The 22215-nt window shown below is 55.5% G+C and carries 20 protein-coding genes; 7 read left to right on the top strand and 13 right to left on the bottom strand.

Annotation, left to right across the window (positions count from 1 at the left end; all coding sequences use genetic code 11):
* Nucleotides 1-350: 350 nt before the first annotated feature.
* Nucleotides 351-1226 carry a DNA-binding protein gene (locus CAF77_RS05095; RefSeq protein ID WP_085654106.1) on the bottom strand — a complete coding sequence of 292 codons (876 nt, stop codon included), beginning with the start codon at nucleotides 1224-1226 and terminating at the stop codon, nucleotides 351-353.
* A gap of 78 nt (nucleotides 1227-1304) precedes the next feature.
* Between CAF77_RS05095 and CAF77_RS05090 the strand changes: the two genes are divergently transcribed.
* Both CAF77_RS05090 and CAF77_RS05080 read left to right on the top strand, forming a co-directional pair.
* Entirely contained in the window at nucleotides 1305-2444 is a 1140-nt protein-coding gene (locus tag CAF77_RS05090) for a site-specific integrase (RefSeq protein ID WP_085654105.1), read from the top strand.
* A gap of 689 nt (nucleotides 2445-3133) precedes the next feature.
* Entirely contained in the window at nucleotides 3134-3400 is a 267-nt protein-coding gene (locus CAF77_RS05080) for a helix-turn-helix domain-containing protein (protein WP_085654103.1), read from the top strand.
* Between the two features lie 149 nt (nucleotides 3401-3549).
* Here CAF77_RS05080 and CAF77_RS28815 read toward each other — a convergent pair whose 3' ends face one another.
* The 8 genes from CAF77_RS28815 to CAF77_RS05045 all read right to left on the bottom strand — a co-directional run bounded on the left by CAF77_RS28815 (nucleotide 3550) and on the right by CAF77_RS05045 (nucleotide 13063).
* Nucleotides 3550-4488 (bottom strand): TniQ family protein, encoded by a 939-nt coding sequence (locus CAF77_RS28815; RefSeq protein WP_170928917.1) that lies wholly within the window; start codon nucleotides 4486-4488, stop codon nucleotides 3550-3552.
* A gap of 58 nt (nucleotides 4489-4546) precedes the next feature.
* Entirely contained in the window at nucleotides 4547-5629 is a 1083-nt protein-coding gene (locus CAF77_RS28810; protein ID WP_139831557.1) for a hypothetical protein, read from the bottom strand.
* 25 nt (nucleotides 5630-5654) lie between these two features.
* Nucleotides 5655-6509 (bottom strand): TniB family NTP-binding protein, encoded by an 855-nt coding sequence (locus tag CAF77_RS05070; protein ID WP_085654101.1) that lies wholly within the window; start codon nucleotides 6507-6509, stop codon nucleotides 5655-5657.
* Complete coding sequence (locus CAF77_RS05065) at nucleotides 6510-8348, bottom strand: Mu transposase C-terminal domain-containing protein (protein ID WP_085654100.1); 1839 nt, start codon at nucleotides 8346-8348, stop codon at nucleotides 6510-6512.
* A gap of 1265 nt (nucleotides 8349-9613) precedes the next feature.
* Nucleotides 9614-10129 carry a cupin domain-containing protein gene (locus tag CAF77_RS05060; protein ID WP_064381577.1) on the bottom strand — a complete coding sequence of 172 codons (516 nt, stop codon included), beginning with the start codon at nucleotides 10127-10129 and terminating at the stop codon, nucleotides 9614-9616.
* Nucleotides 10130-10388: 259 nt separating this feature from the next.
* The gene (locus tag CAF77_RS05055) at nucleotides 10389-11048 is read right to left on the bottom strand and encodes a carbonic anhydrase (RefSeq protein WP_011334144.1); all 660 of its coding nucleotides are present in this window, start codon (nucleotides 11046-11048) and stop codon (nucleotides 10389-10391) included.
* Between the two features lie 134 nt (nucleotides 11049-11182).
* A complete protein-coding gene (locus tag CAF77_RS05050) occupies nucleotides 11183-11692 on the bottom strand; it encodes a nucleoside deaminase (RefSeq protein ID WP_064381580.1) in 510 nt (169 codons plus the stop codon).
* A gap of 30 nt (nucleotides 11693-11722) precedes the next feature.
* Nucleotides 11723-13063, bottom strand: coding sequence for a nucleobase:cation symporter-2 family protein (locus CAF77_RS05045; protein WP_064381582.1), 1341 nt, complete (start codon nucleotides 13061-13063; stop codon nucleotides 11723-11725).
* 214 nt (nucleotides 13064-13277) lie between these two features.
* Here CAF77_RS05045 and CAF77_RS05040 point away from each other — a divergent pair, with 214 nt between their 5' ends.
* Nucleotides 13278-14192: a LysR family transcriptional regulator gene (locus tag CAF77_RS05040; protein ID WP_085654099.1), complete on the top strand. Its 915-nt coding sequence runs from the start codon at nucleotides 13278-13280 to the stop codon at nucleotides 14190-14192.
* Between the two features lie 60 nt (nucleotides 14193-14252).
* Here CAF77_RS05040 and CAF77_RS05035 read toward each other — a convergent pair whose 3' ends face one another.
* Nucleotides 14253-15011, bottom strand: coding sequence for an SDR family NAD(P)-dependent oxidoreductase (locus CAF77_RS05035; protein WP_085654098.1), 759 nt, complete (start codon nucleotides 15009-15011; stop codon nucleotides 14253-14255).
* Between the two features lie 230 nt (nucleotides 15012-15241).
* On the opposite strand from CAF77_RS05035, the gene CAF77_RS05030 reads away from it, so the two are divergent.
* Nucleotides 15242-16696, top strand: a complete 1455-nt coding sequence (locus tag CAF77_RS05030; protein ID WP_085654097.1) for an MFS transporter — start codon at nucleotides 15242-15244, stop codon at nucleotides 16694-16696.
* Nucleotides 16697-16702: 6 nt separating this feature from the next.
* On the opposite strand, the gene CAF77_RS05025 is transcribed toward CAF77_RS05030, so the two are convergent.
* Nucleotides 16703-17554: a LysR family transcriptional regulator gene (locus CAF77_RS05025; RefSeq protein ID WP_085654200.1), complete on the bottom strand. Its 852-nt coding sequence runs from the start codon at nucleotides 17552-17554 to the stop codon at nucleotides 16703-16705.
* A gap of 93 nt (nucleotides 17555-17647) precedes the next feature.
* Nucleotides 17648-17878, bottom strand: coding sequence for a hypothetical protein (locus CAF77_RS05020; protein ID WP_011334137.1), 231 nt, complete (start codon nucleotides 17876-17878; stop codon nucleotides 17648-17650).
* A 282-nt stretch (nucleotides 17879-18160) separates the two neighbouring features.
* On the opposite strand from CAF77_RS05020, the gene CAF77_RS05015 reads away from it, so the two are divergent.
* The gene (locus tag CAF77_RS05015; RefSeq protein ID WP_064381591.1) at nucleotides 18161-18961 is read left to right on the top strand and encodes a DUF1206 domain-containing protein; all 801 of its coding nucleotides are present in this window, start codon (nucleotides 18161-18163) and stop codon (nucleotides 18959-18961) included.
* Here CAF77_RS05015 and CAF77_RS05010 read toward each other — a convergent pair.
* A complete protein-coding gene (locus CAF77_RS05010; RefSeq protein WP_011334135.1) occupies nucleotides 18955-19869 on the bottom strand; it encodes a LysR substrate-binding domain-containing protein in 915 nt (304 codons plus the stop codon). The genes CAF77_RS05015 and CAF77_RS05010 overlap by 7 nt on opposite strands.
* A 197-nt stretch (nucleotides 19870-20066) precedes the next feature.
* Between CAF77_RS05010 and CAF77_RS05005 the strand changes: the two genes are divergently transcribed.
* Both CAF77_RS05005 and CAF77_RS05000 read left to right on the top strand, forming a co-directional pair.
* Nucleotides 20067-20816: an SDR family NAD(P)-dependent oxidoreductase gene (locus tag CAF77_RS05005; protein WP_064381592.1), complete on the top strand. Its 750-nt coding sequence runs from the start codon at nucleotides 20067-20069 to the stop codon at nucleotides 20814-20816.
* A 94-nt stretch (nucleotides 20817-20910) separates the two neighbouring features.
* Nucleotides 20911-22209: an MFS transporter gene (locus tag CAF77_RS05000; RefSeq protein WP_039768386.1), complete on the top strand. Its 1299-nt coding sequence runs from the start codon at nucleotides 20911-20913 to the stop codon at nucleotides 22207-22209.
* The last annotated feature ends 6 nt before the right edge of the window (nucleotides 22210-22215 follow it).

Here is a 22215-nt window from a genome sequence, read left to right as displayed (position 1 = left end):
AGAATCAGCCGCAGACAAGATCTGTGGACCGGAGTGAGCGAAGCGAGCGTAGGGCCGCAGATCTTGTCTGCGGAATAAAACAACGCAATGTAATTGAGTCTGGCGAAGCGCCTGACTAAGCAATGATGGAAACCATCAAGCTATGAACGCGTAAAGAGATGTCGAATCTAGATCAGAGTGCCATCACTGTCAACGGCTCGGTATTCTCCCCCAATCTTCATAAGACCAGACTGCTTTAGCGCAGGAGGTAGCCCTGCGGTCGCGTGCGAAGGTCCTCTTATGGCCGGTAGCGGTCGCTTGCCGACGTCCGCTTCTGGCCGATAGCAGTCGTTCTGTGGAACGAAAGCACCTCACTCTTGGCGATTATGTATTTTGGAACTTTTTCTGACTCGAGGCTTGCGCGCGACCTTAGGTAGCTCGCGCATATGAATCAACTGCCGCTCCAATGTTTCAGCCCTCGCGAACTGCGCGGTAGCCCTTTGCTGCGCTTGGCTGAGTTCGCTCTGAGACAGCTCCAGTTTTCGCTGAAGATCGTCACTCTTTCGGCTAGCGGCTTTTAACTGATTTGCAGCAGCCTTGCCCTCCTCCCGCGCGCGATCAATCTCGCGGTGAGCCCGATCTTCAACCCCGCGTACGTAGGTCTCTTGCGCGACACGCTCCAGCTCGGCCTTGAGTCGTAAAGCCTGCAGTTCCTGCTGCAATGCCTGATTATGCTGCTGGGTCTCGCGCCGCTCGTGCGCCACGCTCTCCCGCTGCTGTTGCATGTCTTCGATCTGTGTCTGACGTTGGGACAACAGCAGTTCCAAGTCAGCCAAACGTAGTTCGGCGGCCTGACGTCCCGCCACCGCCTCCGCCACCTGCTGGCGCGCCTTGGCCATGTCCTGACGCGCTTGATCTTCCGCCACCGCCATGCGTTCGCGCTCATCATTCAGCATTAGGCGCTGTTCGGCCAACGCTCGTTCGGCAACACCCTGCGCCAGGTGAATTGCCTGCTGCCACACCGCGACAAAGGCCTGTGATACCTCGCTTGGCAGCGTTGGCAGGCGAGTTTCACCGTTCAGCCGCTCGGCCAGGCGTGCCCACCATTGATCGAGCAACCCACCGACACGCGCCGGGCTGCCACGGCCCAGTTCCAGGCGTACCCGCTCCACCGTCGGCCGTTCACCCCGGGCCAACACTGCGTCCGCGGCGGCAAACACATCGTGTTCCGGTACTCCTACTGCCATGGCTGATCTCCGCGTATATTACGTCTGATAATTAAATGTTATCCGACGTTATTTTTTACATATTGGAATTATCATACGTTGAACGTATTAAACATTACAGATCAGTTGAGGCTGGTCGACGAAACGCCCCTAGACCCGCAAACCCTGGCGCTCCACGCCAAGGAAGCCGCGGCGGCGTTTATCGCCGCCGGCACCGCGGTCAATACCGTGCGCAGTTATCGCAGCGCCCTTGCCTACTGGTCGGCCTGGCTGCAGCTGCGTTATGGCCGGGCGCTGGGCGATGCGCCCCTCCCTTCGCCCGTGGCGGTGCAGTTTGTCCTCGATCATCTGGCTCGGCCATTGGCCGACGGCGGCTGGGCGCACCTGTTGCCGCCCGGCATCGACGCCGCCTTGGTCGCCGCTCGGACCAAGAGCAGGCTGGGGCCGCTGGCGTTCAACACGGTCAGTCACCGCCTGGCGGTACTCGGCAAATGGCACCGGATCAAGGAGTGGGACAGCCCGACCGAAGCGCCGGCGCTGAAAACCCTGCTGCGGGAGGCACGCAAGGCGCAGTCACGCCAGGGCGTGAACGTACGCAAGAAGACCGCGATCGTGCTCGAACCGTTGCAGGCGCTGCTCGCCACCTGCGATGACGGCGTGCGCGGCATTCGTGACCGCGCCCTGCTCCTACTGGCCTGGAGCGGTGGCGGCCGGCGACGTTCGGAAGTGGTCGGCCTGCAAGTCGGTGATGTACGCCGACTGGATGCCGACACCTGGTTATATGCCTTGGGCGCGACCAAGACCGATACCGGTGGCGTACGCCGAGAGAAACCGCTGCGCGGGCCGGCCGCCGCTGCGCTGACCGCTTGGCTAACCGCGGCGCCGGCCGAGTCGGGCCCGCTGTTTCGCCGGCTGTATAAAGGCAATACGGTGGGACGCACAGGATTGTCGGCCGACCAGGTGGCGCGCATCGTCCAGCGCCGGGCGAAGTTGGCTGGCCTGGAGGGCGATTGGGCAGCACATAGTTTACGCTCAGGCTTTGTTACCGAGGCGGGCCGTCAAGGCGTGCCGCTGGGCGAGGTTATGGCCATGACCGAGCATCGCAGCGTTGCCACGGTGATGGGCTACTTCCAGTCTGGTTCAATGCTCACGAGCCGCGCAACAACCCTTCTGACCTCAACCGGGATAGCCCAGGTTGACAGTGACAAGAGTGTAAATTCCGATTCCGACCCGAAATAAATTTCCAAGAAAGGCGGCGGCGCTCGAAAGCTCCACTTGAACCTTAGGCACCTGTCCACATTCCATGAATCGTGGACAACAGTTGATGAAGCTAAACTGAAAAGTCAACTAGCTAGTACTTTTGTTTTTCCGACGCACCGCGCTTCGCTGTACGTCCGATTGCAGGTCATGCATCGCTAACCAACAGTGAAGAGCACCTCGTCGCAGCCGTCTTTCGAGGAATTATCGTCGATGTCATAATATTCGCCACCTTCGGACAACGTATACACCACACAGGGCCTACCGTTCCGCGAGCGCCGAACAATTTGCTGTAGGCTCTCCATTCGCCACCCTTCAGAGTCATTCAGCCAGCTCGGACTCGCCAACCAAACGCCCTTGATGGCGAACGTAGGGCCGACCAAGGCGCTAAGAGCCTGGAGCTCGTCCATTTCCCACACCAAGGTTAGTCCACTCCGTAGCCCTGCTTCGACAGCGTGCCGCTCCTCTATGGCGACGCAAAACCAAGGCTCGTCAGATAAGTACTCAACACTCCTCCAGAGACGCCCCGCCTTGAGCATCCGGCCTGCTGGGTGTTCAAAATGATCGAGGGTTAAAAACATAGCGCACCAGGCAGTTTAAAATGAACACTATAGATTGTAGCCCTATAGGACTCTAAAAGGCTTCATCGTTCCTTTTGCAGGAACGAAAAAATGGAACTGAAGCAGGCATTTGGCGTGGCACTGAGACTGTTAAGGCAAAAAAACGGCCTTTCACAAGAAGACTTTTCAGACGTGAGTAGCCGAACCTATCTCAGCACACTGGAGCGAGGGCTTAAGAGCCCAACACTGGATAAAGTCCAGGACCTAGCCGGCGTATTGGACGTCCACCCGCTTACAGTCTTGACCAAGTGTTACCTTACGCAGGACCCAACCATTTCACTGGATGAGCTCTTCGGCCAGATCAAGAAAGAACTGTAGGTTCCGCACGAACGGATTCGCATCCGTAGATGGCAATCAGACAGCATCATCTCAAGTAGTGCTTGACGTGACTTAAAAACAATCGGAGTACAGGAAACATCCCTAGCACTTCATCATCAAACACGCGACGTATAGCCTCGTACGCTATATTAGGATAGGGGGCCACCTCTATACCCCAGATCTTCGATGGATGAAAACCAGCGATATTCTGAAAAGAGGCACGCAGTCTGAATCCGCCTTAAATCGCGTTCAGAAAAAACATCGAAAAGATAGCCGAGCAGAAACATCGCTATCATGCGCTGATATGGAGTACTCACGCCCACCCCCTTGCTAATACGCGCGCCAAAGGTTATCACCATGAGCAACACGATCCCGCCCGGTACTGAAATATGTACGCGCCAGCCCCCCCCCCCGCGCCCTCCAGGAAGGGTGAGATGTAAAAAATATTGCAGCAGATAATCAGTCCCTCTCACCATTAACGGACTAAAAGGTAATGCGTCCGTGGCGCGAAGATAACGTGCCGGGGTTCGTAAGCCGCAAAGCCATGACTGTACTTTGATGCCGAGATCTGTGCCGAGAAGCGCGATTGGGACGCCACCCCACTGCCGTGCCCGGGGGTAGTAGGGGTGATGTGGATCGAGTACTTGCTCTCGATTGGCAAACGTGCACCATGATTTTATGGATGGGACGGGATTCGATAAGTGCACCAACAGCAATCGATGCCTCATGCAAAATGGGGCGCTCACATAACACCACGTCTTTCGCCAGACAGGCAGGCCATAATTGCGTATATGTTCTCGTATACAGAGAGGGCAATAACTGAGCCGAAAACCAGTATGAAGCACCAAAGTGGTATCTGGCTTGAAGTAAGCGCTGATCAGATTTGGCGCACCCTGCAAGTGATGGCAAAGCACGAAGAAATCTCTGCTGGAAAAATCAAAATCGTAGTCGATATCTTCATCAAGCGAACAATAGGTTTCAGCCATTTCTTGTGTTATGCCGCGACAACCTTTATTTAAACTACAACGAAACAGCCACGAAGTTAACGTTTCGTCCGGAGCCGCGCGCGGATACCCTATCAGTTTCATGGCCTCGTTTAATCTCCTAAACATTCAAACTATTCAAAAGCGCAACGATGCAGGCTGACTATCCTGGAATATTCGGCGGTCTCGGTATCACCCCATGCACATAAGCGGAGTGCTGAATGCCCATTAAAAACGGTTCGATACGCAAGCGAACAGGGCGCGGTAGACGTGAAAATAACTTCCCTATATTGTCATATTCACTTTTTGTCGCACAGGGCGGACAGTAATATCCAAGCTCTTCTATATTTTTGTACCACTGATAACCAGATACGTTGGCAGCTTGAGCTAAACAACCAATTTGCTCTCGCTGAAATAGTTCAAAAACCCATCCGACCCATACGAGTGCGATCATTCGCTGGTACGGCGAGGCTGTGGCCGCACCCACCTCCATCGCCGTGGAATAGTCAATCTCCCCATGAATTGTATTTTGACTTGAATTGGAGAAACAGAAACGTGCAGGTCCAGGGGGGCGAAAAGTACTTTTGGCGGTCAAAAATATTTTCATCAGATTGTGCACTGTTCGGATAAGCCATCGAGTCTCGATAATTTCATCGCAACCCGGAAACTTACAGGTGTTGCAAGACTCTAGCATATTGACCCAAAGCTGAACCTGTGAACCGAGCTTTACCAATAACTTGAGGTTTGACGTCCCTCGCCACGAACTAAGATCTGCCTCAGGACGCGAACGACTTTCTTGGTGATGGGAAGCAAACGCCTGCCAAGGCTTATCGAAGCCTAAATAGCGACCATTTAGAAGCAATAACTGCTCGTGCCGACAACAAAACGGGGCGCACACATAACACCAAGATTTCCTCCAGGCTGGATAACCATACATCGCCACATCAGACCTCAAACAATGCAAACAAAAAGCGAATCGCTGGTGCGGGGAAAGCAGAAGGCTTGTAGCTGGATTGAAGTGGCTGGACTCAATGCCGACAGGCCAGTGTAGAGAGCTCTCCAATTCAAAAAATGCGGAACTTCTAAAGTCAAAATCCGCATCGCCAGTTAGACCGCACATCTGATAGTAACGTTCGCCCTTGCTTTCACTGAGTGGGCGACATTGAGGGTTCAGCGCACACCGAAAAACCCAAGACATAAATGTCTCATCTTCAATAGGAGGTGGCCACGTAGTCGACTCGAGCATGCTCACCCTCCCGAACCAAATTAACTTAACATTTATACGCCCAAGGGTTTAAAATTGCTTCCTGCATCGACTTAATCGAAACTTCCTCTTCGCCCCGTGATACAGCCAATATGGCGCCGTACTTTATCATCTTGACGATATTATCGGTTACTCCACCCGAATTGGTAAGTATGAATTTCACCTTGTCTGCTCCATAAAGCATTGAGGGCTTTAACAATGGGATGTTTTCTTCCAGAGCAGCCAAAAACTCACGGAAATTCTCGGACTTGGTCCATTTTTGGATTTCATGGATATGGTAGCGCCTGGACAACTGGGTATCATGCAATAGCGCATTTCTGGCCAGCGACGTTCCAAAACCAATCACTGATAACGAATAGGGCTCACCGGATAGCCCTTTCAAGATAGACAATATTTTTAGTTGTTCGCTGCGATTGGATATCAGTGCGTCGTGAAATTCATCGATCACAATGGCGCGAACTTTCCTTAACTTCACAAATTCCGCTAGCTCCTCCGGCACATTTGGCTTTAACCGGCTACGAGCTGAACGTGGTATACCCATGGCCTCCAACAAATGGTCTCTGAAGCTAAGGTTACCGGGATTTTCATTGAGCGCCATAAAAATGATCTGCTCCTCCCAATCCTTAGAGATCAGTTTAAGTTGGCGAATGATACTGGATTTGCCACTCCCTCCCTCCCCACACACCAACATACAAGGCGCAAGCGACTGACTAGGAGCCTGAACGATGTTTTTTATCATATTTAATATCTGTATGGATTGAGGGCAATCTATCCATACATCCTGTTGTATCGCCCTTATTCGCTCGGGAGCACTCATCTGCAAAAGATGACGCTTGGATGCTTTCACGTGATCATCATTCACTTAAACATCCTCGCTGGTGTAGGGTCTTGGCTTTTTCGAATAATCTAAATTGTCGTCGTACAGATCTTCCGCAATAAACTCCCTGCACGATTTCTGCCCGACATCAGTCAAATACTTCTGGTATTCCTTTATCGCAGCGGCTTGCTTTTTGATTTTTTTGGTCGTCCGGGCACTTCCTTGAATGAGCGTCTCATTTTGTTGGAAAGTTTTTGCGACCACCTCTTCCGATATCCATGCTAATTTTTTAGAATTACCAGCACTCAGCAGGTGCTCCTCTAAACTCAAATGGGATCCGGTTAGATCACTGTAGTTAGCCACTACATACTCGCCATTCAACTCCACCCATATAGTCAAGAGCGACAGCGGATCAAATTTTATCAAAACATTCTTAGTGCCTACGAACGGATTAAATCCAGGCGACCAGTAATACCGACCTTTAAAGGCGATACCTTTCGGTGATATACATCGCCGAACGCTTGGCATGAAATTCAATCTGAACCTCAGTGGCTCATGAATTAAAGGGGGCATTTTAATACTGCCGTCTGCATTTGCGAAGGCTTTATTCCAACAATCCCCAGGAGTCTGTTTGATTCCTCGATGCATGGTGGCGTGATAGATTACAACCTGTCCGGCAAACCATTTTGCGAACTCGCGGAGTGACAGGACAGATTTCCTTTCGCTGTCATAACCCTTACGCTGCTGGACATTTGAAAAGGTTGTGCCGGATAAGAAATGAACATTACTGGTCATCAGTGTACCGATAAGTCGTTCTACCGCCCCTCCGTAGTGCTTTTTCCCCGGAGGTCTAAATTCAGTTTTAATCCCATAAATTGAGCAGGCACGTTCTAGCGTGAGTGATCTGAATTCAACGGCATTGTCCATTTGGAGTACCTTCGGCACACCATAAAATGGATAAAGTAAATCTGAATTCTCGAGGCCTATTTGTTTCAGGTAGTGCTGTTTTGGAAAAGCTGCGTGGGTGATTGCGCAGGCAACGGAGACGGCCGATGGGGCATTAAATCCAATATAGTAGCCCAGCAAAACTCTGGTATGCACATCAATCACGACCGTGAGCCAGGGCCGACCAATTGGGATTCGGGACTCCTCGTCACAGAGTATTATATCAACTAGTGTATGATCTATTTGGGCCACTGCCAGTGGACCTGTTGTCGTTTGAGCCCCCGGTTTGGCGCCGTAGACTTGAGCTGCAGCTTCCGAGCCAAATCGCTTTGCATGAAGTGTCTTTCCGTCCAGCCTTTTTATCCTTGCGGTGACGGTTCCTATGCTGGGGATTGGCTCATGGTTTTCCACGCATGAAAAACGAACTTCAGACCAAACTTTGGCGTATGTGAGTCCTTTCCCAACTCGCTTTTTGTCTATCGCCCGCTGTATGAGTGCTTCAACCTCAGCAGAAATTTTTGACTCGCCTTTCTTTCTGCCTTTCCGCTTGGGCAACAGTGAGGCTATTCCGATATTTTCGTCATACGTCTTCAAAATTTGATAGAACCTTGCCTTTCTCACATTACAAACGCTTACTGCCATTTCGATCGTAATTTCTTTTGACAGATACTGCGATATTGCCAGAAATCGTTCTTCGGCGATTTTGATTTCCTTACTCGATGCACTTTCCAGAAAATCAATGAGATTATCTATTGGTACTATAGAGTCGTTACACTGTGCGGGCGGTAGCAACACAATGTTATCAACGGGTACCGAAAGCCTCCTCTTGTCTTTCAAACGCAAAATCTCGACCTCTGAAGGCGGCGTGCATTTGATAACCCTCGCCGGTTCTCCGGCGACGAGTACCATTAAACCTACTTCTAATGTAGAAAATTGCATTTGATAAATCCTTCGTGTAACACACAGGAAAGCCTCACCAAAAAAAGATATTTGATAATTGGAATTTGGCAACCTCAAAACTCAACTTTTTCTAACACTAGAATAGTAGATTTGATTTTATTCATGTTTATCATAAGGTTAATTCAATACTGCCCCCTCCATTTTACGAGTATTTATTTCCTAGCGCTGAAGTGCTAAAAACTAAAGAGCATTCACAGTGTCATTTTTCAATGGTAAACAGTGTCACATTTCAATGAATCCATTAGAAAAAATACACTGCTTCATTACTTTACATTGCCCCCCCCACCTCATCCCGATCGTCCACCTCCATACAGTGGCACTGACAAGCAGTTGCACCGGTGCTGTGCATGATGAATGTCTTATTAACGCTACGTAATCACCGAGCAAGCCCACTCGCCCACCAAAAAAACATGTCTTATCTCTATGTTCAACTTCGCAATTATGTATTTGATGAATTCCACAGAGGAATTGTCAGCTACGATGCTAACGTGACTAGTCATTTGTGTCAGATTCGACCAACGAACCTTGCAGCCATGGTCACCAGAAAGCGGGAGAAGGCCTGCGGTATAAAGAGGCAGTTGCATCCCCGCGCTCGCTGTGGCGCCCTGCGCACTTGGTTTTTCCAGCCTCGAGAAATTATGAATTTTTGCATAATTGCGCATAAAACTTGTTTTATGCAATTTTTTGCCAAGATTGAACCACAGCCAACATGTAAACTCTAAAATATTTCATTACTACGTCTTTTGGCGTTCGCCTTCTAATCGCTCCCAAGCATCCCAACCACCACTCTGGCTACTGCAACTCGTTTGTCTTGTTACTGCCTCCTTCATCAACAAAGCTAACGTAATGCATCAAACGTCAAATATGCGCGATTTGACCCCGCGTGCATTTGACTCGACCACTGCTTAGCGATGCTTCTGTCCACCGAGGCTATTGGATGCATTCCCGCCAAATTGAGATCTCAGAAATCTGCATCTGTGATGCGTGGGGCTATTAGCGTCGGCTCGACTGATCAGTATTGGTGATTTAAATCCAGCCACAGTAAGACACGTGACAGATCACAAAAAAACCATTTAAAAGTAGAGTTTTGAGAAATCACGCGGTTTTTATTCTAGCTTTTAATTGATAAAATCAATTTTACCTAAGCTCATCAGTAGGTTAATAATTTATAACTTTTAGCTGGCGCTCACACAAACGACCTGATCCTTGATGCCTGCAGATCCTCTATTTGAAATGTGCCGCTCTCAATCCTCGTCACGCGTCAGCATTTCAATCAGCGCTCGATGCTGCGGATACTGCGTTGTGAGTTTCCGTCGATTCCCGATTTCCATATCGGCGAAATCAAACCCTGGTGAAACCGCTTCGCTGATCAAACCAAATCCGTTCTCGCCATTCAGCAGTCTGGAGGCTTTCCAGATTCCGCCCGGTACGTGTAATTGCAAATGTTGTCCGGCCAGAACATCACTGCCCATCACCAACGTCTGCAGTGAGCCGTCTGCAAGGATCAGGCTGTATTCGATGGCGTCACCCAGATGGAAATAATGCAGGATGTCGGACTGATTGAAATGAAACTGGCCCACTGGCGATTCCGCAGTCAGCAAGTAGTAGATCGACGTCATCAGAAATCGTTGGCCACCTTCGGTTTCGAGCATGTCACGATGGTCGGCCTGATAGGTTCTACGAAAGAAACCACCTTCGACGTGAGGCTCAAGGTCCAATACAGCAACCAGATTTGACGCAGTAATCAGGCGTGGATTCATGACCTGCTCCGTGGGGATTAATACGTTGCGTAATAACTCTACTAAACGATCATTTAGTGTAGTTAGCTTCAATTCGCAGCTTAATCGAAGGTAATCCCCTCATTTTTTGTCGCGTTGACATGCCGAAGGCCCTTCTGCGCAAATCGCCGGGGATATATTTCGCGCTCCAGAAAACCAGCTTATCGCCGGTACCTTTTATTCATGTCTGCGACCCGTGGCCGGGACGAAATTTTCCCCCGTCCCGCCCTGTCTGTCGCCCTTAGATCTGACCACCATTGCGCGCAGCGACGGCAACGGTGGTCGGTGAATCGGACAGTGGAACGAAGCGTCGAGTGGCTCCATCCAGCGCATCGATGCAACCCGCTTCGATGTCATAGACCCAGCCATGCAAATTCAAGCGTCCTTGCTCAAGTGCAAGCGCCACCGATGGATGGGTGCGCAGGTTCGCCAGTTGGGCGATCACGTTTTCACGAACGAGGCCATCGAGCTTGTCGCGTGGTGTATCGAACTCATGCGCGGCATTGATCGCTTTCGCGGCGTCCGAGTGACGAAGCCAGTTGGCAACGGCCGGAAGATGATCCAGACACGTGCAGCGTGAAATCGCGCCCATCGCTCCGCAATCCGAGTGGCCGCAGATCACGATGTCCCGTACCCCGAGCACTGCAACCGCATATTCGACGGTGGCCGAAACACCACCCGGTTCAGGACCATATGACGGCACAATGTTGCCGGCGTTGCGGATCACGAACAACTCACCCGGCTCGCGCTGTGTGAGCAGTTCAGGCACTACACGACTGTCCGAGCATGTAACGAACAACGCCTTTGGGTTTTGCTCTGTCGCGAGCTGCCTGAAAAGCTCGACGCGTTGTGGATACACCTCGCGCTGAAACCGCAGAAAGCCATCAATAATGTCACGCATAAAGTCCTCCAAAGCCTGATTCCGGATGCCGAGACGAGCACTCGATGCCTTCGCGCCTCACTGGGTCGTGATTATCGCAGACGTTGCAGGCGAGTGCGCGACATCACATCACTCGAGCTTCGTTTCAAAACCTGTTACGACCAAAACCCCCTGTGCGGTTCAGCCGCCTCCCCCTCCAGCATCGGCCCCAACACACTGACCTTACGTTGCCCCTTGGCGAACACCTCGCGGCACGGCAGCGAGAACGTCGGATTCTCCGGATGGTCCCCCGTCAGTCCCAGCAATGCATGCTCCGACAAGGCATAGACCACCCGTCCGATCCCCGTCCAATACACCGCGCCGGCGCACATGCAGCATGGCTCGGCGCTGGTGTACAGCGTGCACAGTTCCAACGCCTGCGGCGACAGCAGTTTTGCCGCTGCCGCCGCTGCCACCAACTCGGCATGCTGCGTTGGATCACCTTCCGGGGGCATCGAGTTGTTCCCCGCTTCGACAATCACCTTGCCGTTGCGGTCGGCCACCAATGCCGCGAACGGATGGCGACCTCGTTGCTTCGATGCCTCGGACAAGGCAATGGTCTGGCGCAGTAACGTCAGATCAAGCGCGCTGATGCCAGCCGGGATGAGTTCAGTCAATTGATTCATGGGTAACTCCTGGGCAGTGGAAAACAAAAGTCAGTCGGCCAATTCAGCCGATGTAGCGCCGATGGTTTCGGTCGATTTTTTTTCATCGTTGAGCAGAACGTTGAGGACGATGGCGGTGATCGCTCCGAGGAAAATCCCGCTGTCGAGCACCAGTTTCAGGGTCGGGCCGACGTGTTCGAACAGCGCCGGAAAGGACATCGGCAGCACCCCGACACTCACTGACACGGCGACGATAATGCCGTTGCGCGTGCCCTCGAATTGCACCCGTGACAGTTCCTGAATCCCCGCCACCGTGGTCATGCCGAACATCACAATCGCGCAGCCACCGAGCACCGGCGTCGGCACCGCGGCGATCAATGCGCCGAGTTTCGGGAACAGGCCCATCAGCACCATGATTGCCCCGGCAGCGGCCACGACGAAGCGGCTTTTAACGTTGGAAAGCGCAATCAAACCGGTGTTCTGGGTGAAGGCGTTGTAAGGAAAGCTGTTGAACAAGCCACCGAGCATGGTCGACAAGCCATCGGCGCGAAATGCGTTGCCGAGGGTCTGTTGCGTGGTCGGTTTGCCGGTCAATTTGCCGATCGCCAGACAGTTGCCGGTGGTCTCGGCCATGATGACCAGCATCGCCAGGGTCATGATCAGAATCGGTACCGGCGCGAATTCCGGCGCGCCGAACGCCATCGGCGCACTCAGCTCAAACCACGCCGCTTCGCTGACCCGATTGAAGTGAGTCATGCCGCAAGCCGCTGCGATCAGGCTGCCGACAAACAGGCCAATCAGCACGCTGAGGTTGCCGATGAAGCCCTTGAATCTGGCGTAGATCACCAGCGTCATACTGACCGTGGCCAAACCGAGCAACAGGTTGGCGGGATTGCCAAAATCTGCCGCATCGGGATTGCCACCGCCCAGCCAGATCGCCGCGGCCGGCATCAGCGAGATGCCGATAATGGTGATCAGGCTGCCAATCACCACCGGCGGAAAAAACCGCAGCAATCGGCTGAACACCGGTGCCAGCGCAATGGTGAGAAAACCCGCCGCGATCACCGCGCCGAAAATCTGATTGAGGCCGAACTCCTTGCCGATCATGATCATCGGCGCCAGGGCGATGAACGAGCAGCCCTGAATCAGCGGCAGGCGGGCGCCGAACTTCCAGAAACCGAGAGTTTGAATCAGCGTCGCCACACCAGAGGTCAACAGGTTCGCGTTGATCAGCAACACCACCTGCGCCGAGGTCAGTCCCATCGCGCTGCCAAGAATCAGCGGTACCGCCACCGCTCCCGCGTACATCACCAGAACATGCTGCAAGCCAAACGTGAACAACTGTCGCAGTGGCAAAACCTCGTCCACCGGATGAATGCGTTGTGTGGTCATTTCACACGCTCCTGAAGGTGCGGCATCTGTTGAGATTGCGGGCATGCCCAAGGCGTTTGAAAGGTGCATCCGCCCCGGAGATCGTTTGAAGCGGGGCCATATTTGAACGTTTATTGCGATGAAACAAATTAGCAACCATCGCTTTTTCCGATGGCACGAATCTGGCTTCCGTTAGCCGCTCCAAACCTTCATTTTCGAACCGGGAGTTCTACGCTTGCGCTTCTCACTCGATCAACTGCTGATGTTCGTCCAAGTGGTCAAAAGCGGATCGTTTTCCGCCGCCGGGCGCAAACTGGGCAAGACCCAATCAACCATCAGCGCAGCGATTGCCAACCTCGAAACCGACCTTGGCGTCGACCTGTTCGACCGCAGCAACCGCAGCCCTGCCCTCACCGCCAGCGGCCACAAATTACTGGTGCAGGCCGAAGCCGTGCTCGAACGCTGCATGACCTTCGAAGCCCACGCCGACTGCCTCTCGGACAACGTAGAACCCAGCCTGACACTGGCCATTGAAACGCCGTATGGCCCGATCATGCCGGTGCTCAAAGCCTTCGAAGCAGCCTTCCCCTTTGTCGACCTGATCATCCGTCATCCGGTCCATGGCGACGTCAGCGAGCTGGTCAGCAGCGGCGAAGCGGTACTCGGTGTGGCGTTCTCGCAGCCCGGCTACCCCAAGGAGCTGGCGTTCCAGCAACTGGGCAAACTGATCATGCTGCACGTCTGCCATCCCCGGCACCCATTGGCGCAACTCGAAAACGTCACGTTAGAGGATCTGCACGTCCATCGCCGCCTGGCCTTCAGCGCCCACGCGAGCAAACTGCCGAGCAGCGAATACCTGCGTTCGACCCAGCTGTGGCAGGCGGAAAGTTATCTGGCGTTATTGGAGATGGTCCGCGCCGGACTCGGCTGGGCCACCCTGCCCCGCCAACTCATACAGCGTGAACTGGCCAAGGGTGAGCTGGTGGAACTGCAGCTCTCGGCGTATCCGCATACGGACTGGCAGATTGGTGTGGATTTGCTCTGGGCGCGGCAGCGGCCGCTGGGTAAGGCGGAGCGATGGCTGAAGGAGAAGTTGCAGGGCAACAAGGTGTATGAACGGGATCGCAACGGGCAGACCACCACGCTTTGAGGTCAATGTAGATGGAACAAGTCGCCTTACGCCTGCCCGAAGCTTTACCAATCCCCTGCTTCAGATTTGCGATAAACCACCATCGACCATCAGCTCCACGCCGTTCACGTAGCTGGCGTCGTCCGAGGCGAGAAATAGTGCCGCGCTGGCAATTTCTTCGGGTTGCGCCATGTAGCCCAATGGCGTGATTTGCTCGACGTGCTGGCGCAGCGCGGCGATGTCGCTCTCGCTCATTTTCAGCCCGTTGTCCATCAACGGCGTGCGGGTGAAACCAGGGCTCAACACGTTTGCGCGGATTTTGCGGTCCTTGAGCTCATTGGCCCACGTGCGTGCAAACGATCGCACCGCCGCCTTCGACGCGTTGTACAGACTCAATCCTTCCATGCCGTTGCTGGAGCAGATCGAGGCAGTCAAGACGATGGACGAAGCGTCTTTCATCAACGGAAGAAGCCTTTGAACGCTGAAGAAAACGCCTTTCACGTTCACGTCGAACATGGCGTAGTAAGCAGCCTCGCTGGTCTCTCCGAGCGGATTTTTCTCACAGATCCCGGCATTTGCGAACACCGCGTCCAGCCGGTCGTCGCGCGTTTGGATGGTCGCTTTGAGCGTATCGAGATCGGCCTGAAGCGAGACATCGGAAACCACCGCGACAGCTTTGTCGCCGAGTCTGGCAACTGCCGCCTCCAGCCTGTCTGCTGCCCGTCCAGTGATGTAAACGCGTTTGGCGCCCTCGGCGATCAAGGCTTGCGCGATGGAAAACCCGATCCCTGTGGAACCGCCGGTCACGACGGCAACCTGATCACTGAATTTACCTGACATGTCTGACTCCTCGGTCGTTGATGAAGGGAATGTCTGAAACGACCTGGCTCATGGTGAGCGTCAACGGCGCAGAACGGCACTGACACGAATCAACGTTGGCCGTGCAGTTTTGTAAGGCGAAAACGCAGGAGCGATTCCTTAAATTGGGACCCGGCGACCTGGTCCAAGCAGGCGCGAAGCCTTGCCCTTCGGTCGTCGTCAAACCTGAGTTTCCCTACAGGATGCCTGTCATGTCTCGAATCGAAATCGAAGTGCCCGAACCCCGGCGCTGGTTGATGTTTGCCATCTTGCTCGTCGGAGCGTTTCTGCCGCCCCTGGATTTTTTTATCGTCAACGTTGCCCTGCCCTCGATACAGGAGGATCTGGGGACAGGCTCCTCTGCCGAGCAAATGGTGATTTCCTCCTATGCAACGCTCTATGCCGTGACGCTGATTACCGGCGGACGACTCGGCGATCTGTACGGCCGCGGGCGGATGTTTTTCCTTGGCCTGTTGGGCTTCGCCGCCGCGTCGCTGATGTGCGGCCTGGCGGTTTCGCCGTGGATGCTTATCCTCGGACGCGCCTTGCAGGGTGTGACCGCCGCCGTCATGGCCCCTCAGGCACTTGCATCGGTGCAGGCGATTTTCCCAGTGTCGGAAAGACCATTGGCATTGAGCATTTACGGGGCCGTATTTGGACTGGCGTCTGTGATCGGTCAGGCATTGGGCGGTTTTTTGATTGAAGTTGATTTGCTGGGCATGGGATGGCGCGCGATCTTCCTGGTCAACCTGCCGATCGCGTTGCTGGTGATTGCGTTCGGCATCCGCGTGCTCAAAGAAACCCGTGCGCAGCACGCGAGCAAGCTGGATCTGGTGGGCACCGCGTTGTCGATGCTGACCCTGACCACCCTTGTGGTGCCGTTGATTGAAGGCCGCGAGGCGGGATGGCCGTGGTGGGCCTGGCTGTCGTTGGCCGCCAGCCCTGTGCTGGCGGTAGTGTTCTGGCGCTACGAGAACCGCTTGCACCGGGCCGGGGGAACGCCCATCCTCGCCCCGGCCGTACTGAATGCACCGGGCCTGGGGCGAGCGCTTCTGGTCGCGCTTTGCTTCTATTCAATCGGTGTGTTTTTTCTGATGTTCTCGATGTACATGCAAAGCGCATTGCATATGAGTGCACTGCACGCCGGCCTGATCTTTCTGCCGTTTGGCGCGGGATTTCTGCTCGGTCCCCTGTCGGTTCCGCTCCTCAGGCGCGTCCTCGGGGGCTACGTGAATCCGGTAGGCATGGGACTGGAAGTCGTCGGATTACTATGGCTGGGCTGGCTCGTGTCAGTGACACCGACTACCCTCGCCCCGCCCTTCACTTCCATGACGGTCATCCTGTTCCTGATCGGTCTGGGACAGGGGCTCGGCCTGCCGACGTTGATGCGCATGGTCACGGGCCGGGTAGCGCCGGCGTATGCCGGGATGATTGCAGGCATTACCAGCGCCACGCTGCAGATCAGCACATCGCTGAGCGTCGCACTGATTGGCGGTGTGTTTTATACCTTGCTGGGAGAACCGGCGACGGCGGTCAGCATCACTCATGCGTTCACGATCGCTGTTCTGTGCATCGCCGTTTGCCTGGCCGTAGGGGCAGCGATAAGCCTGACGTTAGCGCGCGAGCCAGCGACGGTAGCGCAAGCCTCGGCTGTTCGCCCGACCTGAGGCATGCTACCCCGCACCGATCATGCTGGAGGCAAGTTCAGCCAGTGCGCGCAGCCGGTCCATCTGGCGCAGGTCCTGGTGATACCCCATCCAGATGTCCCGCCCTGGCGGTGGCTCGTCCTCATCCAGCAGTCGCAGTCTCGACACGGAGTCACCGAGGACGCGGGGCAAAACGGCAACGCCCAGCCCCTTTGCGCACATCTGTGCCTGAACCGTACGGCTGCTGCTGGTGAACACGGTGCGGGCCAGCGGATAGCGTTGCTGCAGCCATTGCACGTCCGGGTAATGGGCCTGGGCGATGTTCATCAGGATCAGGCCCAACCCCTCGCCGTCCGGCTGCGGCGCCGGGGCATGCAATGCGGCGTAGAGCCCGTACGGCAGGGTCGTCAGCTTGCGGTGGACGATGTCAGGTTCGGTGAAAGGCACGATCCGGAAGGCGATGTCGGCATCCCGGCGGGCAAGGTCGAACAGCCGATGACCGGCTATGACTTCGGGAACGATCAACGGATAGCGCTGAACCAGTTCGCTGAGAACTGGCGACAAAACATGGCAGGCGAACCATTCGGCTGAGGATATCCGCAACAGGCCTTCAGGCTGATCACCATGCCCCGCCAGACGCCGCTCGATGGCCAACGCGCTGTGTTCCATGTCCTGCGCGAGACCGAGAATCCTCTCGCCACTGTCCGTGAGCACCAGCCCTTGAGCGGTCCGCAGGAAAAAGGCTTGCCCGCTGGTTTGTTCAAGCACCTGCAAGCGCCGTCCGACCGTCGGGTGACTGACCCCCAACTCCCTGGCGGCTCCGCCCAGCGAGCCGCTGCGGGCAATCGCCAGGAAGATCCGCATGTCACTCCAGTCCATGCCCTCGCCCCGTACAAAAATGAACATTGAGTGATCAGCTTATAGTTCAAGTAGATGGCTGTTCATGAATTTCGATTCAATCAGCCGATCCGATCAGCCTCGCGACAATGACTTCAAACGCTCCACCAGCGCGGCTTCGAAAATGATGTACAGCCTCTCGGCATCGCCGGCACGCAAGGCCCCGCCGGTTTCCAGTCCCAGTACAAACCCATCCGCCCGCGCCCCGGCCTTGACAGCAATGATCATCGAGTCTGCCCGGACAATCTGCGCCAGCAGTCGATCCGCTTCTCGCTGAATCTTGTCGCCCAACACCACGCCTTCCACATTGCCACCCAATACGTTCAATTAGACATCCAGTACATGACCGCGATAACCGCTGAAACCCAGATGATGGTCAATACAATCGAGTAACCAGCCAGTTGCTTGTCCATTTTCACCACGGCATCAATATGAATCTGAATGATGGGTCAGGATCGTCCGGCTCGCAACGGCAGCTCGTCCCCTTCATCCATCGCACTCCGGGTAAATGTCCGGACTCCGATTCGTAACAGAACCCCTTTCAGCGACAAGGGTCTGCTCTCTTACCTGTCCTCGGAAATCTATCCAATGTCCGCGCAACGCAGTCTCGTCATACTCGCTCGGGGCGGATACGCCGCTCGCGGAGTGCTTTATTTGATTATCGGCATATTCGCGTTATTGGCAGCCCATGATTCGACAAAACCCAAGGACAGTCACAAGAGCCTGGAAGCCTTGCTGAGCCAGCCGTTCGGCTATTTTCTGGTGGGCCTTGTGGTGACGGGCCTGCTTGCGTTTGCAGCCTGGCGTGTCCTGCAAGCGATACGCGATGTCGATCATCACGGCACGCAGCTCAAAGGTCTGGTGATTCGTGCAGGCCTGTTTGCAGGGGGTCTGGTCAACGGTGCTCTGGCGTTTTTTGCATTGGGACTGCTTGTGAGCGGTAGCCGCCGTTCGAGCCATTCCGCAGAGCAAACCAAGGATTGGCTGGCGCATCTTTTGTCGTGGGAACACTCGAATCTGTTGTTGTACCTGATTGCGCTCATCCCGCTGGGAGTTGGCATTGCTCACATCATCAAGGGCTGGAAGGCCTCGTTCGAGAAGTATTTTGAGGCCGACGAAGAGGTCATGCGCTATGTCCGTCCGGTATCTCGATTCGGCCTGATCGCCCGCGGCATCGTGTTTATGGAAATTGCTTTGCTGCTGGCCTTCAGCGGTTCCGCTTATCAAGCCATGGACCCGCCTGGCATGAAGGAAGCACTGGACGCGCTGCAGAATCTACCCGCTGGATGGCTTGTGTTGATGGTGATGGCCCTGGGGCTGATTGCGTTCTCGGTTTACAGTTTCTCGGAAGCGTGTTGGCGCAAGATCAATATGGATGTGCTTCAGTAACTGAAGTCATGCCCCAACTCACGCTGCATCCATTCCAGAAACCGCCTCACCCGTGGAAATCCCGCATGCGCCTTCGGGAAAACCAAGTGGTGTGCGGTGATCGGGGCACTCAGCCCGGGAATGACTTCGACCAACTCGCCGCGCGCCAGGTAGTCCTGCGCCAGCAGCGTGCTTTCCAGTGCAAATCCAAGCCCGTGGCTGGCGGCTTCGAGGGTCATGTAGGAGCGGTCGAAGCTCAAGGTATAGGGGCTTTCAGGGCGCGACAGCCCGTGTTGAGCAAACAGTTGCGGCCACTTGATCAGCGTCGCCTCCGACAGGATCAGGTTGCAGTCCAGCAAGTCGGCGACGGCGCGGATCGGGCGTTTTTCCAGAAGTTTGGGCGATGCGAGGACTGCGATTTTTTCGTTGCGCAACGTGCGCACTTCGAAACTTGGCCAGTTCGGCATGCCGTGGCGGATGTCCACGTCGATCTTGTCCCGACTGAAGTGCAGCGATTCATAGGAGCATGAGAGATTGAGCTGAATGTCGGGATGGCTCTCGCGAAACTGTTCCAGGCGCGGCATCAGCCACAGCAGGCCGAAGCTGGGTGACGAATGTAGTCGCAGGCAGTCGAGGCTGACATCACTGGTCGCGCGCTCTGTTGCCACCGCCAGGCTGTGCAGGATGCCGGAAATCTCGGACAGGTATTGCTCGCCTACCGGCGTCAACGTCACCCCTCTGGCCGTTCTGAGGAACAGCTGGCGCCCGATCATCGCCTCGAGTTTGGCCAGTTGGTGACTGACTGCCGAGGGTGTCAGGTCCAGCACTTCGGCCGCACGCGCGACGTTTCCAAAGCGCGCAGTTTGCTCAAAGGCCTGAATGGCTTTCAGGGGTGGAAGGATCGGCGGAGCTTCGCCAGATGAACTCATGATGAGGGTTGTTCCGCTGCAAGTGGCTGAGGCCGGGCGTTCGGCTATTCAAACACCACAACCGCATGTTGGCGAGTGCTGAATTTTTTTCAGCATCCAGTGAAGTTTGCGTTATTGCTCAGGGTCGTTACGGGAGACAAGCTGAGTCATCGGTTCTGCACGGACCGACTCAATAACAACAATCAGAGGTTTCTCCCATGCTTCTTCAAGGCAAAGTCGCGATCATCACAGGTGCTGCCTCCGCACGTGGTATCGGCCGCGCGACAGCTACGACCTTCGCTCAACATGGCGCCCGGGTGGTGATTCTGGATCTGGACGCATCCGCTGCCCGCGATGCCGCTGCCTCTTTGGGCGAGGGCCATCTCGGCCTGGCTGCCAACGTCGCCGACGAGTCTCAGGTGCAGCAGGCTGTCGCGACCGTCATCGAACACTTTGGCCGGATCGACATACTGGTCAACAATGCCGGCATCACCCAACCCCTCAAGACCCTCGATATCCGCCCCGGTGATTACGACAAGGTGCTGGACGTGAGCCTGCGCGGTACGTTGCTGATGTCTCAGGCGGTGATTCCGCTCATGCGCCAGCAAGCCAGCGGCAGCATCGTGTGCATGTCTTCGGTTTCCGCGCAGCGCGGCGGCGGCATTTTTGGCGGGCCTCATTACAGCGCCGCCAAGGCCGGTGTGCTGGGTCTGGCCAAGGCCATGGCGCGTGAGCTGGGGCCGGACAACGTGCGCGTCAACTCCATCGCCCCCGGCCTGATTCACACCGACATTACGGGCGGCCTGATGCAGGACGAACGCCGCCACGCGATCATCGACGGCATTCCGCTGGGGCGCCTGGGCGAGGCGCAGGATGTGGCCAATGCGGCGCTGTTCCTGGCCAGCGACCTGTCCTCCTATCTGACCGGCATCACCCTGGATGTGAACGGCGGCATGCTGATTCACTGACACACGTTGCGGGCCTCGCGGCCCGTGCGGTTCTGGATCGATGATACGGCCGGGCAGACTTGCCCGGCGGTCAATAAAAACAAGAGATCAGACCATGACTACCCTGTCGCTCGAAGCCGTTTCGGCGGTGCGTTCCAACGCCTACCGTAAAACCGCCTGGCGCCTGATGCCGTTCCTGATGCTGTGCTACCTGTGCGCCTACCTCGATCGCGTCAACGTCGGCTTTGCCAAACTGCAAATGATGAACGATCTGGCGCTCAGCGAAACAGTCTACGGGCTGGGCGCGGGCATGTTTTTCATCGGCTACTTTCTCTGCGAAGTGCCCAGCAACATCATCCTGCACAAGGTCGGCGCGCGAGTGTGGATCGCGCGCATCATGATCACCTGGGGCATTGTCTCCGCCCTCTTCGCCTTCGTCGAAACCGCCTGGCAGTTCTACGCCCTGCGCTTTCTGCTGGGCATTGCCGAAGCCGGCCTGGCGCCGGGTCTGCTGCTGTACCTCACCTACTGGTTTCCGTCCTACCGGCGTGCGCGCATGACGGTGTTGTGGTTCATCGCCATCCCGTTGTCGGGCATGGTCGGCGGCCCGCTCTCCGGGTGGATCATGAACCACTTCGCCGGCATGCACGGCTGGGCCGGCTGGCAATGGATGTTTGTGCTGGAGGCTGTGCCTACGGTGGTTGTCGGACTGCTGGTGCTCAGCTACCTCAAGGATGGCGTGCATCAGGCCAGTTGGCTCAACGACGACGAAAAAGCCCTGATCACCCGTGAGCTGGCGGAGGATGACCAGCAGAAAGTGACGCATGCATCCGTGGGCGAATTCATTCGTGACCGTCGCCTCTGGCTGCTCGCGGGGATCTATTTCTGTGTGGTGATGGGGCAGTACGCAATTACCTTCTGGCTGCCGACCCTTGTGCGTAATGCCGGGGTCTCCGATCCGATGAAGATCGGTTTGCTGACCAGCCTGCCCTACCTCTGTGCCATCGCCGCCATGTTGTTGGTCGGACGCAGTGGCGACAAACATCGCGAACGCCGCTGGCATCTCATCGTCCCGATGATCGCCGGGGCCATCGGCCTGACCCTCGCGGCGCTGATGGGAGGCAATGTGATGCTGTCCATTCTCAGTCTGTGCCTGGCGGCTTCCGGCATCCTGTCCGCGACCTCGCTGTTCTGGATGCTCCCGACCACGCTGCTCGGCGGTGTCTCCGCTGCCGCAGGCATCGCCGCCGTCAACAGCTTCGCCAACCTTGCCGGCTTCTGCTCGCCCTACCTGATTGGCTGGATAACCACACTCACTGGCTCCAGCGCTATCGGCATGTATCTGATCACCGGCGTATTGCTGGTCGGCGCCTCGCTGGTCCTGCGCATTCCCGCCGCCCTGGTCAATCGTTGATTCACA

Source organism: Pseudomonas sp. R15(2017) (genome assembly GCF_002112685.1).
Taxonomy (GTDB): Bacteria; Pseudomonadota; Gammaproteobacteria; order Pseudomonadales; family Pseudomonadaceae; genus Aquipseudomonas; species Aquipseudomonas glycinae.
This window is presented reverse-complemented; position numbering and strand designations above follow the sequence as displayed.

Excerpts from the sequence above, each read along its gene's own strand:
- CAF77_RS05025 (WP_085654200.1), bottom strand. The coding sequence starts at position 17,554 with ATGGACTGGAGTGACATGCGGATCTTCCTGGCGATTGCCCGCAGCGGC.
- CAF77_RS05005 (WP_064381592.1), top strand. The coding sequence starts at position 20,067 with ATGCTTCTTCAAGGCAAAGTCGCGATCATCACAGGTGCTGCCTCCGCA.
- CAF77_RS05060 (WP_064381577.1), bottom strand. The coding sequence starts at position 10,129 with ATGAATCCACGCCTGATTACTGCGTCAAATCTGGTTGCTGTATTGGAC.
- CAF77_RS05080 (WP_085654103.1), top strand. The coding sequence starts at position 3,134 with ATGGAACTGAAGCAGGCATTTGGCGTGGCACTGAGACTGTTAAGGCAA.
- CAF77_RS05050 (WP_064381580.1), bottom strand. The coding sequence starts at position 11,692 with ATGAATCAATTGACTGAACTCATCCCGGCTGGCATCAGCGCGCTTGAT.
- CAF77_RS05035 (WP_085654098.1), bottom strand. The coding sequence starts at position 15,011 with ATGTCAGGTAAATTCAGTGATCAGGTTGCCGTCGTGACCGGCGGTTCC.
- CAF77_RS28815 (WP_170928917.1), bottom strand. The coding sequence starts at position 4,488 with ATGAAACTGATAGGGTATCCGCGCGCGGCTCCGGACGAAACGTTAACT.
- CAF77_RS28810 (WP_139831557.1), bottom strand. The coding sequence starts at position 5,629 with ATGCTCGAGTCGACTACGTGGCCACCTCCTATTGAAGATGAGACATTT.
- CAF77_RS05055 (WP_011334144.1), bottom strand. The coding sequence starts at position 11,048 with ATGCGTGACATTATTGATGGCTTTCTGCGGTTTCAGCGCGAGGTGTAT.
- CAF77_RS05045 (WP_064381582.1), bottom strand. The coding sequence starts at position 13,063 with ATGACCACACAACGCATTCATCCGGTGGACGAGGTTTTGCCACTGCGA.
- CAF77_RS05030 (WP_085654097.1), top strand. The coding sequence starts at position 15,242 with ATGTCTCGAATCGAAATCGAAGTGCCCGAACCCCGGCGCTGGTTGATG.
- CAF77_RS05065 (WP_085654100.1), bottom strand. The coding sequence starts at position 8,348 with ATGCAATTTTCTACATTAGAAGTAGGTTTAATGGTACTCGTCGCCGGA.
- CAF77_RS05095 (WP_085654106.1), bottom strand. The coding sequence starts at position 1,226 with ATGGCAGTAGGAGTACCGGAACACGATGTGTTTGCCGCCGCGGACGCA.
- CAF77_RS05015 (WP_064381591.1), top strand. The coding sequence starts at position 18,161 with ATGTCCGCGCAACGCAGTCTCGTCATACTCGCTCGGGGCGGATACGCC.
- CAF77_RS05010 (WP_011334135.1), bottom strand. The coding sequence starts at position 19,869 with ATGAGTTCATCTGGCGAAGCTCCGCCGATCCTTCCACCCCTGAAAGCC.
- CAF77_RS05000 (WP_039768386.1), top strand. The coding sequence starts at position 20,911 with ATGACTACCCTGTCGCTCGAAGCCGTTTCGGCGGTGCGTTCCAACGCC.